The 14825-nt window shown below is 59.7% G+C and carries 15 protein-coding genes and 1 tRNA gene; 12 read left to right on the top strand and 4 right to left on the bottom strand.

Features of this window, described 5'->3' with window-relative positions; translation table 11 throughout:
- The first annotated feature begins 24 nt into the window (after positions 1-24).
- Positions 25-666, top strand: coding sequence for a glycerol-3-phosphate 1-O-acyltransferase PlsY (gene plsY / locus ACM62Q_RS05040; protein WP_415034209.1), 642 nt, complete (start codon positions 25-27; stop codon positions 664-666).
- A gap of 11 nt (positions 667-677) precedes the next feature.
- On the opposite strand, the gene corA is transcribed toward plsY, so the two are convergent.
- Both corA and tsaD read right to left on the bottom strand, forming a co-directional pair.
- Positions 678-1643 carry a magnesium/cobalt transporter CorA gene (corA, locus tag ACM62Q_RS05045; RefSeq protein ID WP_415034211.1) on the bottom strand — a complete coding sequence of 322 codons (966 nt, stop codon included), beginning with the start codon at positions 1641-1643 and terminating at the stop codon, positions 678-680.
- A complete protein-coding gene (gene tsaD / locus ACM62Q_RS05050; protein WP_415034281.1) occupies positions 1637-2707 on the bottom strand; it encodes a tRNA (adenosine(37)-N6)-threonylcarbamoyltransferase complex transferase subunit TsaD in 1071 nt (356 codons plus the stop codon). Before tsaD ends, corA begins: the two co-directional genes overlap by 7 nt.
- Positions 2708-2843: 136 nt before the next feature.
- On the opposite strand from tsaD, the gene rpsU reads away from it, so the two are divergent.
- The 4 genes from rpsU (at position 2844) to ACM62Q_RS05070 (ending at position 7329) form a co-directional block, all read left to right on the top strand.
- Positions 2844-3056 (top strand): 30S ribosomal protein S21, encoded by a 213-nt coding sequence (rpsU, locus tag ACM62Q_RS05055; RefSeq protein ID WP_205204215.1) that lies wholly within the window; start codon positions 2844-2846, stop codon positions 3054-3056.
- A gap of 94 nt (positions 3057-3150) precedes the next feature.
- Positions 3151-4884: a DNA primase gene (gene dnaG, locus ACM62Q_RS05060; RefSeq protein WP_415034213.1), complete on the top strand. Its 1734-nt coding sequence runs from the start codon at positions 3151-3153 to the stop codon at positions 4882-4884.
- 218 nt (positions 4885-5102) lie between these two features.
- Positions 5103-7241 carry an RNA polymerase sigma factor RpoD gene (rpoD, locus tag ACM62Q_RS05065; RefSeq protein ID WP_415034215.1) on the top strand — a complete coding sequence of 713 codons (2139 nt, stop codon included), beginning with the start codon at positions 5103-5105 and terminating at the stop codon, positions 7239-7241.
- Positions 7242-7250: 9 nt separating this feature from the next.
- Positions 7251-7329, top strand: a tRNA-Ile gene (locus tag ACM62Q_RS05070).
- A gap of 135 nt (positions 7330-7464) precedes the next feature.
- Here ACM62Q_RS05070 and ACM62Q_RS05075 read toward each other — a convergent pair.
- A complete protein-coding gene (locus ACM62Q_RS05075) occupies positions 7465-8049 on the bottom strand; it encodes a superoxide dismutase (RefSeq protein ID WP_415034217.1) in 585 nt (194 codons plus the stop codon).
- Between the two features lie 134 nt (positions 8050-8183).
- Positions 8184-9419: an exodeoxyribonuclease VII large subunit gene (gene xseA / locus ACM62Q_RS05080; protein WP_415034219.1), complete on the bottom strand. Its 1236-nt coding sequence runs from the start codon at positions 9417-9419 to the stop codon at positions 8184-8186.
- A gap of 370 nt (positions 9420-9789) precedes the next feature.
- Here xseA and ACM62Q_RS05085 point away from each other — a divergent pair, with 370 nt between their 5' ends.
- The 7 genes from ACM62Q_RS05085 to ACM62Q_RS05115 all read left to right on the top strand — a co-directional run bounded on the left by ACM62Q_RS05085 (position 9790) and on the right by ACM62Q_RS05115 (position 14807).
- Positions 9790-10395, top strand: a complete 606-nt coding sequence (locus tag ACM62Q_RS05085) for a MotA/TolQ/ExbB proton channel family protein (RefSeq protein ID WP_415034221.1) — start codon at positions 9790-9792, stop codon at positions 10393-10395.
- A gap of 3 nt (positions 10396-10398) precedes the next feature.
- On the top strand, positions 10399-10815 hold the full coding sequence (locus tag ACM62Q_RS05090) for an ExbD/TolR family protein (protein ID WP_415034223.1): 417 nt from the start codon (positions 10399-10401) through the stop codon (positions 10813-10815).
- A gap of 89 nt (positions 10816-10904) precedes the next feature.
- Positions 10905-11864, top strand: coding sequence for a tetraacyldisaccharide 4'-kinase (lpxK, locus tag ACM62Q_RS05095; RefSeq protein WP_415034225.1), 960 nt, complete (start codon positions 10905-10907; stop codon positions 11862-11864).
- Positions 11845-12018 carry a Trm112 family protein gene (locus ACM62Q_RS05100; RefSeq protein WP_415034227.1) on the top strand — a complete coding sequence of 58 codons (174 nt, stop codon included), beginning with the start codon at positions 11845-11847 and terminating at the stop codon, positions 12016-12018. Before lpxK ends, ACM62Q_RS05100 begins: the two co-directional genes overlap by 20 nt.
- 13 nt (positions 12019-12031) lie before the next feature.
- Positions 12032-12811, top strand: coding sequence for a 3-deoxy-manno-octulosonate cytidylyltransferase (kdsB, locus tag ACM62Q_RS05105; protein WP_415034229.1), 780 nt, complete (start codon positions 12032-12034; stop codon positions 12809-12811).
- An 87-nt stretch (positions 12812-12898) separates the two neighbouring features.
- Positions 12899-13552, top strand: coding sequence for an adenylate kinase (gene adk / locus ACM62Q_RS05110; protein WP_415034231.1), 654 nt, complete (start codon positions 12899-12901; stop codon positions 13550-13552).
- 4 nt (positions 13553-13556) lie between these two features.
- Positions 13557-14807: a 6-phosphofructokinase gene (locus ACM62Q_RS05115; RefSeq protein WP_415034233.1), complete on the top strand. Its 1251-nt coding sequence runs from the start codon at positions 13557-13559 to the stop codon at positions 14805-14807.
- Positions 14808-14825: the final 18 nt, after the last annotated feature.

Consider the following 14825-nt stretch of genomic DNA (forward strand, 5'->3'; position numbering starts at 1 on the left):
TTTGCTGCCGCTGCGCCATTTGCCATGACCGAATCGTTTGTTCCCGGTTTGTTTGCCATTTTTGCTGCCTACCTGCTGGGCTCCGTGTCTTTCGCCCTGGTTTCCTCGCGCCTTTTCGGCCTTGCCGACCCGCGTAGTTACGGATCGGGCAACCCCGGCGCGACCAATGTCTTGCGTAGCGGCAACAAAAAAGCCGCGCTCTTCACGCTCATCGGCGATGCCCTCAAAGGTTGGCTGGCGGTATTTCTGGCGCAGCGTTTCGGCTTGTCCGACACCTTTCTTGCACTGGTTGCCCTGGCCGTATTTCTCGGCCACCTCTTCCCGGTGTTTCTCAAATTCAAAGGCGGCAAAGGGGTTGCCACGGCGGCCGGCGTATTGCTGGCGCTTGACCCCTGGTTGGGTTTGTTGACACTCGCCACCTGGCTTCTGGTGGCCTATGTTTCGCGTTATTCCTCGCTGGCAGCACTCATCGCCGCGCTGCTGGCACCGATTTACGCCGCCAGTTTGCACGGCACCGGAGCGCTTTTTGGCATCGTTACACTGATTGCCCTGGCCCTTGTCGCCAAACACTGGGTGAATCTGCAACGCTTGATGGCCGGGCAAGAAGGGAAAATCGGCGGCAATAAAAATACGCAGCATCCCGCCAAAAAGAAGAAAAAACGCTAAATCCCTAAGTTCTAAAGCCAGCCCGCACGCTTGAAACGTCGATAAAGCAGAAAGCAGGTCAGGCAGATCATGCCCAGCGCGGTTGGGTAGCCGTATTTCCATGCCAGCTCCGGCATGACTTCGAAATTCATGCCCCAAATGCCGGCAAAGGCCGTCGCCACGGCAAAAATCCCCGCCCAGGCGGCAAGGCGTTTACTCACCTCGCTATCGCCGATCGCCACCATCGACAAATTGACCTGAATCGCCGTGCCTATGGTGTCACGAATGCTGTCGATGGAGGCATTGATGCGCAGCAAGTGGTCATACACGTCGCGGAAATACTCCCGGCTCGCCGCGCAACACGCCGGCCCGCGCCCGCTGGAAAGTTTTGCCGCCACCTCCAGCAAGGGTGCCACGGCGTGGCGCACGCGCATCACCTTGTATTTCAGATCGTAGAGACGCTCGATATTGCTGCGCGCTGCCCCCTCGCTGAAAATATTTTCCTCGATGCCTTCGAGCTCGGTTTCCAGATGATCGATGATCGGGAAGTAACGATCGACCACCGCATCCATCAAGGCATACAAAACAAAACCCGCTCCCTGGCGCAGCAGGTGCGGTTCGCGCTCGCAGCGCGCACGCACGCCCAAAAAGCCCTGCTGGCTGCGGTTACGCACCGACAAAATGTAATTCTGGCCCACGAAAACGTTGAGGTCGCCAATTTCGAAATCATCGCCCTGCGGCTCAACCAAATGCAGCACGGCAAACACGGCATCTTCATATTCTTCGAGCTTGGGGCGCTGCTTGCCGTTGCGCGCGTCTTCCACAGCCAGATCGTGCAGACCGAATTCTTCCTGCATCTGCGCCATTTCTTCCGGACTCGCATCACGCAAGGCCACCCAGACGAAGGTGTCCGGACGGGCAAGAAAATCGCTGATTTCTTCCACCGCCAAATCGCGCAGGCGACTGCCGTGTTCGTAGGCGACACAGTTAATCAACATGAGGGCGCTCCTGCCTTGGCGTTGGCGTTTATGCCAATTTTTTCTGCGCCAGCCGATAACAAAGGCCAGCGGGGTTCTACGGAAAAACTACCGGGCGCTTTCAGCGGCGCGCCAGCGTGCTGGCGCAGACAACCGGCCAAGGCAATCATCGCTCCGTTATCGGTGCAAAACTCCAGCTCCGGGTAATGCACGCGAAAACCTTTGCGCTTGGCCTGTGCGTCAAGCTGCGTGCGCAACTGCCGATTGGCCCCAACCCCGCCAGCCACCACCAAGGTTTGCAAACCGCTGATCTGCAGTGCCTTGAGCGATTTTTTCACCAACACTTCGACGATTGCCTCCTGAAACGCACAGGCGATATCGGCCTTGATGTTTTCGTTCAGCGCTTCGCCCTGCTCGCGCACCAAGGTCAGCACGGCGGTTTTCAGGCCGGAAAAACTGAAATTCAAATCGCCCGAATGCAGCATGGGGCGCGGCAGTGTGTATTTTCCGGCCGCGCCGGACTCGGCCAAGCGCGACAATAGCGCTCCGCCGGGATAGGGCAGGCCCAGCAGCTTGGCGCTTTTATCGAAAGCCTCGCCGGCCGCATCGTCCAGGGTTTCGCCCAGAATCTCGTAATCGCCCACGCCGCGCACCCGCATCAGCTGGGTATGGCCGCCCGAAACCAGGAGCGCGACAAAAGGAAAACGCGGCGGATCGGCCGACAGCAAAGGCGAAAGCAAATGCCCCTCCAGGTGATGCACGGGCAAAGTCGGCTTGTTCAAGGCAAACGCCAAGGCCTCGGCGAAGGCGCAGCCCACCAGCAAAGCGCCGGACAACCCCGGGCCGCGCGTATAGGCCACGGCATCGATGTCGGCCAAGGTTTTCCCCGTTTGTGCGAGTAGGGCGCGCAACAGCGGCACGACACGGCGTACATGGTCGCGCGAGGCCAGCTCCGGCACGACGCCGCCGTACTCGGCGTGCATGGCCACCTGCGAATGCAGGGTGTGGGCCAGCAGCCCGGCGGCGCTGTCGTAAAGCGCCAGGCCGGTTTCATCGCAGGAAGATTCGACACCCAGGATCAACATGGCCGGCATTTTACACTTGATCCCGGCGGGTTTTCTGACATAAAATCTCGGGCTTTCCGCACTCAGCGGAATATTATTTTGCGCGTACCGCCCTTGTACTTGACCCGGCGGACGCCTTACGGAAGGGGGTGAAACTATGCCAAATATTCGTGTCAAGGAAAATGAGCCGTTCGAGGCCGCTATCCGCCGCTTCAAGCGCACGGTCGAAAAGACCGGTCTCCTGACCGAGCTGCGCGCCCGTGAGTTCTATGAAAAGCCCACGGCCGAACGCAAGCGCAAAGCTGCCGCTGCCGTCAAACGTCAGAACAAACGTCTGCGCAGCCTGACCCTGCCGCCGAAAATGTACTGATCGACTGCATTCAAATAAAACAGCCGCCCGCCCTCAAAGCCGGCGGCTGTTTTTTTGCGGCATTTCCATTGTTTTTTCCGCTGGTGGCTTTCTCGTGATTCCCGACGCCTTCATTCAGGACTTGCTCGCCCGCACCGACATCGTCGAGTTGGTGGATGCCTATGTCCCTTTGAAAAAAGCGGGCGGCAATTACGCCGCTTGCTGCCCTTTCCACAACGAAAAAACCCCGTCCTTCACCGTCAGCCCGGCCAAACAGTTTTATCACTGCTTTGGCTGCGGTGCCCACGGCTCGGCGATCGGTTTCGTCATGGAATACCAGGGCATCGGTTTTGTCGATGCCGTGCGCGATCTGGCTGGGCGCCTTGGTCTGCCCGTGCCGGAAGACGACGTGCGCACGCCGGGAACGCAGGGCGACATCCGCCAGCTGACCGAAGTCATGGCGCAAGCGGCCAACTGGTACAAGGAACAGCTGCGCCATAGCACGCGTGCCATCGAATACTGCAAAAAACGCGGGCTTTCCGGCGAAATCGCCGCCCGTTTCGGCATCGGCTATGCTCCGGATGACTGGCAAAATCTGCGCGCCGTTTTTGGCGATTACGACAGCCCGCTGCTCAAGCAGGCCGGGCTCACCATCGACAGCGATGCCGGCCGGCGCTACGACCGATTTCGCGACCGCCTGATGATCCCTATCGTCAATCCCAAAGGCGACACCATCGCTTTTGGTGGGCGCATCATCGACCAGGGCGAGCCGAAATATCTCAACTCGCCGGAAACCCCCCTCTTTGAAAAAGGTCGCGAACTTTTCGGCCTGCCGCAAGCCCGGCAGGCGCTGCGCGAAAAAAACTTGGCGATCGTCACCGAAGGCTATATGGACGTGATTGCTCTCGCGCAAAACGGCGTCGGCAATGCGGTGGCCACACTGGGCACGGCAACCACCCCCACCCATGTACAAAAACTCTTGCGCCAGGTTGATCGCATCGTATTTTGTTTTGACGGTGACGCCGCCGGGCGCAAGGCCGCTTGGCGGGCGCTGGAAAACGCCCTGGAAATGCTCGCCGACAACAAATCCGTCGGCTTCGTGCTGCTACCCGCCGAACACGACCCGGACAGTTACATCCGCGACCACGGCAAAGCCGAATTTGAACGCCTCATTGCCCAGGCCACGCCGCTCTCCGACTTTCTTCTACGCGAATTGGCGCTGCGCTGCGACCTCACCAGCGCCGAAGGGCGCGCCCAGCTGATCTACGAAGCCAAGCCGCTCTTGCTCAAATTGCCCACGCCACTACTGCGCCTGCAGCTCGTCAAACGCCTGGCCGAGGCCAGCGGCTTCAGCCAGGGCGAAGTCGAACGCCTGTGCGAGCTGAAGTCCTACGCCTCCCCTGCGCCGGCGCGCGCCAAGCGCAGCCCGCCTTCGCTCGCGCGCAATTTGCTGCGCCTCATCCTGCACAAACCGTCGCTGGCCGCCGAATTACCCGCCGCGCTCCTGCCCGATACACCGGAACGTCCGGCGCTGTTGCGTCTCAAAGCCTGTCTGGAACACAGCGGTACTACCGCCAATTACGCCCTGCTGCGCGAACAGCTACGCGGCCAGCCAGAAGAACAGCAGATTGAAGCGGCCGCGGCGGAACTTCTCGACCTGCCCTTTGACGAAGACGAAGCGGATGCCGAATTTCGCGCCACCCTGGAAAAACTCCAAGAAAGCGCCAGTTTGCGTCAGTTTGCCGATTTGCAAGCCAAGGCCCAGCAATTCGGCGTCGCAGGCTTATCCGCCGAAGAAAAACAAGCCTACATTCAACTTCTCACCCGAAAACCCACGGCTAATCCCTGACTTTTTTAGCGCAATTTCGCCTGCGGCAGCGGCATTCTTTTGTCGTAAGTGCTTATAAACGTTACAAAGTTGTGGTATAATTTGCGGTTTTCCAGCTACCCGGAATCGTGTTCATGGCCAAGGCAAAAAGCAGCGCAAAAGAAGTAACCGAAGACAGCTTGCAGGAAGCGCCTAAAGCGGCCCCTAAAGCGCCCACAAAGGCAGCTGCGCAAAAAACCGTGAAAAAACCCACCAAGGCTGCCGCCGCTGAGGAAGCGGCAAAAACCGGCGCACCGGCCAGCCCGCCGGAAGTCAGCGCGCCGGCGGCACCCGAGGCAGGCAAAAAAGCCAGAGTAGCCAAAACCGCTGCCCAAGATGCGCCGCCCGCTGCCGCAGAGACCAAAGAGGCTCCCAAGGCGCGTGCCAACAGCAAGGCCAAAGACAAAGCCAGCGAAAAAGCCGCCATCAAGGAAGCCATGGCGGAAACCCCGCAGCCGCTGGATGCCGAAGCGCGCAAAATGCGCCTGAAAGCGCTGATCAAGCTGGGCAAGGAACGCGGCTATCTCACCTACGCCGAAATCAACGATCACCTGCCGGATGACCTGGTCGATGCCGAGGCCATCGAAGCCATCATTTCTACCTTCAGCGAAATGAGCATCCAGGTTTTCGACGAAGCCCCCGCCGCCGAAGACATTCTGATGTCCGACACCAACGCCAGCAGCGCCGACGAAGAAGAAGTCGAAGCGCAGGCCGAGCAGGCGCTATCTACCGTCGATTCCGAATTTGGTCGCACCACCGACCCGGTGCGCATGTACATGCGCGAAATGGGCACTGTCGAACTCCTCACTCGCGAGGGCGAAATCGAAATCGCCAAACGCATCGAGGAAGGCCTGAAACACATGATTCAGGCGATTGCCGCCTGCCCGACGACGATTACCGAAATCCTCGATTTGGCGAGCAAGGTCGAAAACGAAGAAATCCGCATCGACGAACTGGTCGACGGCGTGATCGATCCCAACGCTGTCGAAGAACCCCCCGCCCCGGAAGCTCCGGCCAGCGCCGCCGGTGCCAACGAAAGCGAAAACGAAGAGGCAGAAGAGGAAGAGGAAGAGGAAGAAGAAACCAACAGCGGCGCTGCTGCCGCAGCCTCCCTCCTGCAACTGAAAACCGACGCCCTGGAGCGCTTTGCCAACGTCCGCAGCCTGCATGCCAAAATGCAGAAAACCCTCTCCAGCAAAGGCAGCCAGGATAAAACCTACGTCAAACTGCAGCAGCAGCTGCTCGACGAACTGGTGCTGATCCGCTTCACCTCGCGCACCATCGAACGCCTGTGCGACAACGTGCGCGCCATGGTGGACGAAGTACGCGGTTGCGAGCGCAAAATCCAGAACATCTGCGTGGACCGCGTGCGCATGCCGCGCCCGCACTTCATCCAGTCCTTCCCGGGCAACGAAATCAACCTCGATTGGGCCGACACGCAGATCGCCGCCGCCCCCAAGAGCTACGTCGCCGTGCTCACCCGCAGCGCGCCGGATATCCAGGAAGAACAGCGCAAGATCCTCGCCCTGCAGGAACGCATCGGCATTTCGCTGAAAGAACTGAAAGACATCAACAAGCAGATGTCCACCGGCGAAGCCAAGGCCCGCCGTGCCAAGCGCGAAATGACCGAAGCCAACCTGCGTCTGGTCATTTCCATCGCCAAGAAATACACCAATCGCGGATTGCAATTCCTTGATTTGATTCAGGAAGGCAACATTGGCTTGATGAAGGCCGTGGATAAATTCGAATACCGGCGCGGCTACAAATTCTCGACCTACGCCACCTGGTGGATTCGCCAGGCCATCACCCGCTCCATCGCCGACCAGGCACGCACCATCCGCATTCCGGTGCACATGATCGAAACCATTAACAAGATGAACCGCATCAGCCGCCAGATTCTGCAGGAAACCGGGCTGGAGCCCGATCCGGCGACCCTGGCCAAAAAGATGGACATGCCGGAAGACAAAATCCGCAAGATCATGAAAATTTCCAAGGAGCCGATCTCCATGGAAACCCCCATCGGCGACGACGACGATTCCCACCTCGGCGACTTCATCGAAGACCAGACCACGCTCGCCCCGGCAGACGCCGCCATGTTCTCCAGCCTGCGCGGTGTGACCAAGGACATCCTGGACAGCCTCACCACCCGCGAAGCCAAGGTACTGCGCATGCGTTTCGGCATCGAAATGAACACCGACCACACCCTGGAAGAAGTCGGCAAACAATTCGACGTCACCCGCGAGCGTATCCGCCAGATCGAAGCCAAGGCGCTACGCAAACTGCGCCACCCCAGCCGCTCGGACAAACTGCGCAGCTTCCTCGATCCGACCGGAAACTAACCCCTTGCCGGGCCTCTAGCTCATGCCTGGTTAGAGCAGCGGACTCATAATCCGTTGGTGCCGAGTTCGACTCTCGGGGGGCCCACCAGTTTAAAGAAGCCAGCCGCGCGCTGGCTTCATCTTTATGTGCTCCCGGCATGGGCGCACGGCATTAAAAAACCCAAGGGCTTTGTTGCACCCTTGGGTTTTTCGGAACTTTATTTCAGCTTTACAGAAGCAAAAATCAGGCGAAGTTGCTGGCGGCGAAATTCCAGTTGACCAGGTGGTTGAGGAAGGTTTCGACGAATTTCGGGCGCAGGTTGCGGTAGTCGATGTAGTAGGCGTGTTCCCAGACGTCGACGCAGAGCAGGGCTTTGTCGCCGGTGGTCAGCGGGGTGCCGGCGGCGCCCATGTTGACGATGTCGAGCGTGCCGTCGGCCTTTTTCACCAGCCAGGTCCAGCCGGAGCCGAAGTTGCCGACGGCGGCGGTCTGGAAGGCGGTCTTGAAGGCGTCCAGCGAGCCCCATTTGGCGTTGATTGCCTCAGCCAGTGCGCCGCTCGGAGCGCCGCCGCCGTTCGGGCTCATGCAATTCCAGAAGAAGGTATGGTTCCAGACCTGGGCGGCGTTGTTGTAAATGCCGCCGGCCGGGGCCTTCTTGACGATGGCTTCGAGGTCGAGGTTCTCGTATTCGGTGCCTTTGATCAGGTTGTTCAGGTTCACCACATAGGCGTTGTGGTGCTTGCTGTAGTGGTAATCGAAGGTTTCGGCCGACATGTGCGGGGCCAGGGCGTCCTTGGCGTAGGGCAGGGCGGGCAGTTGATGTTCCATCGTTTTCTCCGTTGTAGTAAGGGGGGGAAGGGGCTGATTCTAGTCAGCTTTATGTGGAGCGACAACCTTGTTGCCGCCCTGGGTTGACTGATCGATAAAATGAAATTTGGTTCAGGGGGGGATCCGCGAAGATTTCATGGATCGGCGCGCGGGGTTCTATCGTCTTCGCTGCGCGCGCTGACCTGGGCGGCGAGTTGGCCGTGGGCGAGGCGGATGCGTAGCGAGTCGCCGATGTGCACTTGTGTGCTGTTACGCAAAGCCTGCCCCTGTTCGTTGGTCACGAGGGCGTAACCGCGCCCGAGTACGGCGAGCGGGTCGAGCTGTTTGAGGTTGTCGGTCAGGCGCAGGAGGCGGGCGCGCTGCTGTTCGTGCAGAAACTGACTGGCACGTTGCAGGCGCAGGGCGAGTGCGGCGAGCTTTTCGCTTTGTCGGGCCAGGCGCTCGGCCGGATGGGCCAGCTTATCGGTGAGGCGATCGAGTCTTTGTTGCCAATCGGCAAGCCGGCGCTGGCTGGCGCGCTGCAGGCGGGCCGATTGCTGCTGCAGGGTGTGGAGCAAGGCGCTGCGTTCGCGGATGGCAAGTTCGGCGGCGGCGGTTGGGGTGGCGGCGCGCTGGTCGGCGACGAAGTCGGCGATGGTGAAATCGGTTTCGTGGCCGATGCCGCTGATTACCGGTACGGGGCAGGCGGCAATGGCGTGGGCGACGCTTTCTTCATTGAAGGGCCAGAGGTCTTCGATACTGCCGCCGCCCCGGCAGAGAATGAGTAAAGCGCAATCGCTTTGGCCGGCGGCGGTGAGCGCCGCACAAATCTGTTCCGCCGCCCCTTCGCCTTGCACTGGCGTGGGGAAAATGTCGATCTTGAGTTGCGGTGCGCGGCGCAGGAGGGTGCTCAAAACATCGCGCAGCGCCGCTGCCTGCAAACTGGTGACGATGCCGATTTTGTGCGGATAGGGCGGCAGGCTGCGCTTGTGCTCGGGAGCGAAGAGCCCGGCAGCTTCCAGTGTCGCCTTCAGGCGTAAAAAGCGTTCGAAGAGCTGGCCTTGCCCGCCCTGACGCAAGGCTTCGACGTTGAGCTGAAATTCGCCGCGCGGTTCATAAAAAGCGACCAAGGCTCGCGCTTCGACCTGGTCGCCATTTTTCGGCTGCCAGCCGAGTGTTTGCGCGCGGGTGCGCCACATCACGCAACGCACCTGAGCGGCGGAGTCTTTGAGGGAAAAATAAATGTGTCCGGAGGCGGCGCGGGTCAGGTTGGAAATCTCCCCACTCACCCAGAGCAAGGGAAAAGTCGTTTCCAGACAAAGGCGTACCTGCTGGTTGAGGGCGCTGACGCTGAGCGGAGAGTTATTGACAAGATCAGGTGGCTTCGGCATGAGGGGATTTTAACGGGGAAAATTATTTCAGCATCAGCTTGACAAGAAAAAATAAAGCTAAGTCATTGATTTTTAATTCACCAAAAAGAGTGCCTCGTTTTTTGGCAGAGCAAACCTTTTCCTGCAAGGCTGCGGTTTCGAAGGGGTTTGCCACAGATCATTCACAGACTTATCCACAGGTTTTGGGGATAAGCAGGAGAGTTCTTGTGCGATCAATGAGATGGCGTGTAAATCTGGGAAGAGACCTGAGATTTGGCGGGTAAGTATGCTTTCTTTTTTGGGGTGACAACGAAACAAAATAGCGAACGGCTTGCTCGAGGGGGCGGGGCAGGGCAAAATTGCGCACTGAATTTTTCAAGGACATGGGCAAGTGTTTGAAATCGTTAAAGCAGCAGGCTGGCCGATCTGGCCCTTATTGTTGGCCTCGGTCATTGCCGTCGCCCTGATTATCGAGCGCTTGGTCACCTTGCGCCGTGCCAAAATTGTGCCGCCCGGTTTGTTGCAGCGGGCGGTGGGCGAATTCAAGCGCGGCGGTGATAACGCGCGTTTGTTCGATGACCTGGAGCGTCATTCGCCGCTGGGGCGCGTGCTGGCTGCGGGTTTGCGCAATGTCGGCACCTCGCGTGAGGTGATGAAGGAGGCGATCGAGGAAACCGGGGGGGCGGTGGCGCACGATCTCAACCGCTATCTGACGACGCTCGGCACCATTGCTTCGATCAGCCCCTTGATGGGTTTGTTTGGCACGGTGGTCGGAATGATCGAGATTTTTGGTTCGCAAGCGCCGGGTACCGGCAGCCCGCAACAGCTCGCGCATGGTATTTCGATTGCGCTCTACAACACGGGATTCGGGATTTTCATTGCCGTGCCAGCACTGATTTTCTGGCGTCATTTCCGCGCGCTGGTCGATAGTTTCGTCATTCAGATGGAGCAGCAGGCGGTGCGCCTGGTCGAATACATGCACGGAGAACGGAAGTAAATCATGCGATTTCAGCGCGACAGCAGCCGGGAAGAACCGGAACTGAACCTGATTCCGATGATCGACGTGTTGCTCGTCATCATTATTTTCCTGATGCTGACGACCACCTATTCGAAATATGCCGGTCTGGAAATCGATCTGCCGACTGCCGATGCCTCGCAAACGGCCGAGCAGCCCAATGAAATCGATGTGGCAGTAACCGCCAGCGGACAAATTTTGGTCAATAAAACACCTCTGGCCGAAGGCGATAACCAAGCCATTGCCACCGCCTTGCAGCAGGCGGCCGGCGGGCGCGAAAAACCGGTGATCGTCATCAACGCAGACGCCAAGGCGACGCACCAGCGCGTGATCGATGTCATGCAGGCGGCGCAATCGGCCGGGTATCCGCATATTTCTTTCGCTACGCAAAGCGCCGAGTAATGCGCGGGCACGGCGTGCAACAGCTGTGGTATCCACGCCGGCCTAGGCCGGCGTGGTGGTTTCTGGCCTGGCCTCTATGGTTTTTGTTTTTGTGGCCGGCGCAGCTGCTCTATGTCGGTGTGGCGGCCTGGCGTAAATGGCGGGCGCGGCCGCAGCGCTTGCCGGTGCCGGTCGTGGTGGTCGGTAATCTGGTCGTCGGCGGTGCCGGTAAAACGCCGCTCACCTTGGCCTTGGCCGAAAATTTGCGCGCCCGGGGCTGGCATCCGGGCATCGTCAGCCGGGGGTATGGGGCAGATTTGGGGGCGGCGGTGCGCGCCGTGCACGCGACGAGTACGGCGGCGGAAGTCGGTGATGAACCGCGTTTGCTCGCCCAGCGCAGTGCCTGCCCGGTGTGGGTGGGGCGCGCGCGTGCGGCCGCCGGACAAGCGCTGTTGGCGGCGCACCCTGAAGTCGATGTGCTTTTGTGTGACGACGGCTTGCAGCACTACAGTCTGGCGCGCGATGTCGAAATTGCCGTGTTCGATACGCGCAGTGCGGGCAATGGCTGGCGTTTGCCGTTAGGACCTTTGCGCGAACCCTTGGCGCGTCTGCTCACAGTCGATGCCGTGGTGGGCAATGGCTGTGCGGTGGAAGGTTTCGCCGCACAGCGGCCCGCTTTTACCATGCCGCTGCAGGCGCAGGATTTTTATGCCCTGGGAGCGCCCGAAAAACGTTGCTCTGCGGCAGAGTTGTCGGTGCAGTTGGCGGGCAAAAATGTACACGCCATTGCCGGCATCGGTGCGCCGCAGCGGTTTTTTGCCAGCTTGCGCGCCTTGGGCTTTGACTTTGTTGCCCATCCTTTTCCCGACCATCACGCCTATTTGGCGGCGGAGCTCGATTTTGGTGCGCAAAGCATTTTGCTGATGACGGAAAAGGATGCAGTAAAATGCGCCGCGCTTGTCTTGCCGGCAGCACTTGCTGCTGCCTGGGTTTTGCCGGTCAGCGCAGTTTTGCCGCCGGCCCTGATGGATTTGATTGTGGAGAAACTTCGTGGATGCTCGTCTGCTTGAAATCTTGGTCTGCCCGCAGTGCAAAGGCCCGCTCGAATACGACAAAGCGGCGCAGGAATTGATCTGCGCGCCCTGCGCTCTGGCGTATCCGGTGCGCGACGACATCCCGGTGATGTTGGTCGATGAGGCCCGGCAATGGCTTGCTCCGGCGTGAGGGCCGTTGCCTGATGGTGCCAGCATTCAAGATCGTTATTCCGGCGCGTTACGCCTCCTCCCGCCTGCCCGGAAAACCTCTGCTCGATCTGGGGGGGAAACCGATGGTGGTGCGCGTTGCCGAACGCGCGCGCCAGGCAGGGGCGGAAGAAATCTGGGTGGCGACCGACCATCCAGAGGTGCATGCGGCCTGTACCGAACACGGCGTGGCAGCGCTTTTGACGCATCCAGATCACGCCACCGGCACCGATCGTCTGGCTGAAGTGGTGGCGCAGCGCGGCTGGACGAATGAGGTCTTGGTGGTCAATGTGCAGGGCGACGAGCCTTTGATCGAACCGGCGCTGATCACGCAAACCGTGCGCCAGTTGGCGGCCAGCGGTGCGGATATCGCCACTGTGGCGCATCCGATACATAGCGCGGCAGAGTTTTTTAATCCGAACGTGGTGAAGGTGGTTTGTCGCGCCGATGGCGATGCCTTGTATTTTTCGCGCGCGCCCATTCCGTATGCCCGCGACCATTTTGCCAAGGTAGATCGAAGCAGCCTGCCGCAGAATTTTCCCGCCTACCGCCACGTCGGCCTGTATGCCTATCGGGCGGGCTTTTTGAAAGCCTATGCCGGCTTGCAGGAAGCGCCTGGCGAGCAGTTCGAGGCGCTGGAGCAGCTGCGTGCGCTCTGGCAGGGCTACCGCATCAGCGTTACCCTGACCGATACCGCCCCGGCCGCCGGGGTGGATACACCGGAAGACGCAGTGCGGGTGCGCAAACTGTTTGACCCTGCCGGAATTAGCGGGTAAGTTCGAGCGTTCCGGCAGTCTGTCTGCCACGGTGCGAAGGCCGTGCAAAAAGCAAGAATTTCTGGTTTTTCATACGAGGGACGTTTCATGAAGCTGATTCTTTTGGGGGCACCGGGTGCCGGCAAGGGCACGCAAGCCAAATACATTTGCGAAAAATTTGCCATTCCGCAAATTTCCACCGGCGACATGCTGCGCGCCCAGGTCAAAGCGGGTACGCCGCTCGGGCTGGAGGCAAAAAAACATATGGACGCTGGCGGCCTGGTGCCGGATGCGGTGATCATCGGCATGGTCAAGGATCGTTTGCAGGAAGCCGATTGTAAAAATGGTTACCTGTTCGATGGTTTTCCGCGCACCATCCCGCAGGCGCAGGCGATGAAAGAGGCTGGTGTGCCGATTGAGTTCGTTCTGGAAATCGACGTGCCAGACAGCGATATCGTCGAGCGCATGGCCGGTCGCCGCGCTCATCTGGCCTCGGGGCGCACCTATCACGTTAAATTCAACCCGCCCAAGGTGGAAGGTAAAGACGACGTGACCGGTGAAGACCTGGTGCAGCGCGATGACGACAAGGAAGAAACCGTCAAAAAACGTCTTGAAATATACCATTCGCAAACCAAGCCGCTGGTCGATTTTTACAGCAGCTGGGCCGCTGCGGGCGACGCCAAGGCACCGAAAGTGCGCAAAATTGCCGGTGTTGGCAATGTCGATCAAATTACGGCAGCAGCCTTTGGTGCCTTGACCTGACGCGATGACGGCAATCAACGCCTTCTACGCGCAGTCAGGAGGCGCTACCGCCGTAATCAATGCGACGGCGTGCGGCCTCATTGAGGAAGCGCGCCGTCAGCATTTGGCCGATCCAACGCGCATGGGGACTGTCTATGCCGGGCGCGACGGCATTCTTGGCGCGTTGCGCGAGGATTTGATCGACACAGGTCTGGAAAGCGATGCCGATATTGCCCGCCTACGCCAGACGCCGGGCGGTGCCTTTGGTGCCAGCCGCTTTCATCTGGGGCCGCTGGAAACGCATCGTGTCATGTATGAACGTCTGGCGGCAGTGCTCGATGCGCATGAAGTCGGCTACTTTTTCATCAACGGCGGTGAAGGCTCGATGGGGGCGGCCTGGCATCTCTCGCAGATGATGCGCGAAATCGGCCGGCCTTTGAAAGTGATCGGTATCCCGAAAACGGTCGATAACGATATGGCGCTCACCGATTGCTGTCCCGGATTCGGTTCGGTGGCGAAATACATCGCCACCTCGGTGCGCGAAGCAGGGTACGACGTGGCATCGATGTCGCAGACCTCGACCAAGGTGTTCGTGCTCGAAGTCATGGGTCGCCATGCCGGCTGGATCACGGCGGCCGCCGGGCTGGCGAGCGAGGCCGCGGGGGAGCCGCCGCACATCCTGCTCTTTCCGGAAGTCGGCTTCGATGATCGCAAATTTCTGGCGCGTGTGCGGCAATGCGTAGAAACCTACGGTTATTGCGTGGTGGTCACGGCAGAAGGCCTGTGCGATGCGGGAGGCTGCAATTTCGGCGTTTCCAGCCGGCGCGCCGGCACGGTCGGCCGCTATATCGCCGACATGGTGGAAGTGCACCTGGGCTACAAACAACACCTGGCGGTGGCCGACTACCTGCAGCGTTCGGCCCGCCATTTGGCCTCCAAAGTCGACGTCGAACAGGCTTACGCCCTGGGTGCCGCGGCCTTGCGCCTGGCCATGGCGGGGGAGAGCGATGTTGCGCCGATTCTGCACCGCCTCAGCGATATGCCGTATCGTTGGGAGATTCGCACCGCTCCTCTGGCCGATTTGGCCAATGTCGAGCGTCGTCTGCCGGCGGAATTCATCAGTGCCGACTGTTTTCACATCACCGAGGCCTGCCGCCGCTATCTGCGCCCTTTGATCGTTGGCGAGGATCTGCCGCCTTTCGTTGATGGCTTGCCGGCCTATGTGCGCTTAAAAAACATATCTTTGCCCCGGCACCTGCCACCGTACGCGATTTGATTACTGCGCGCACCGCAG

This window comes from Azonexus sp. (genome assembly GCF_047638095.1).
Classification (GTDB): domain Bacteria; phylum Pseudomonadota; class Gammaproteobacteria; order Burkholderiales; family Rhodocyclaceae; genus Azonexus.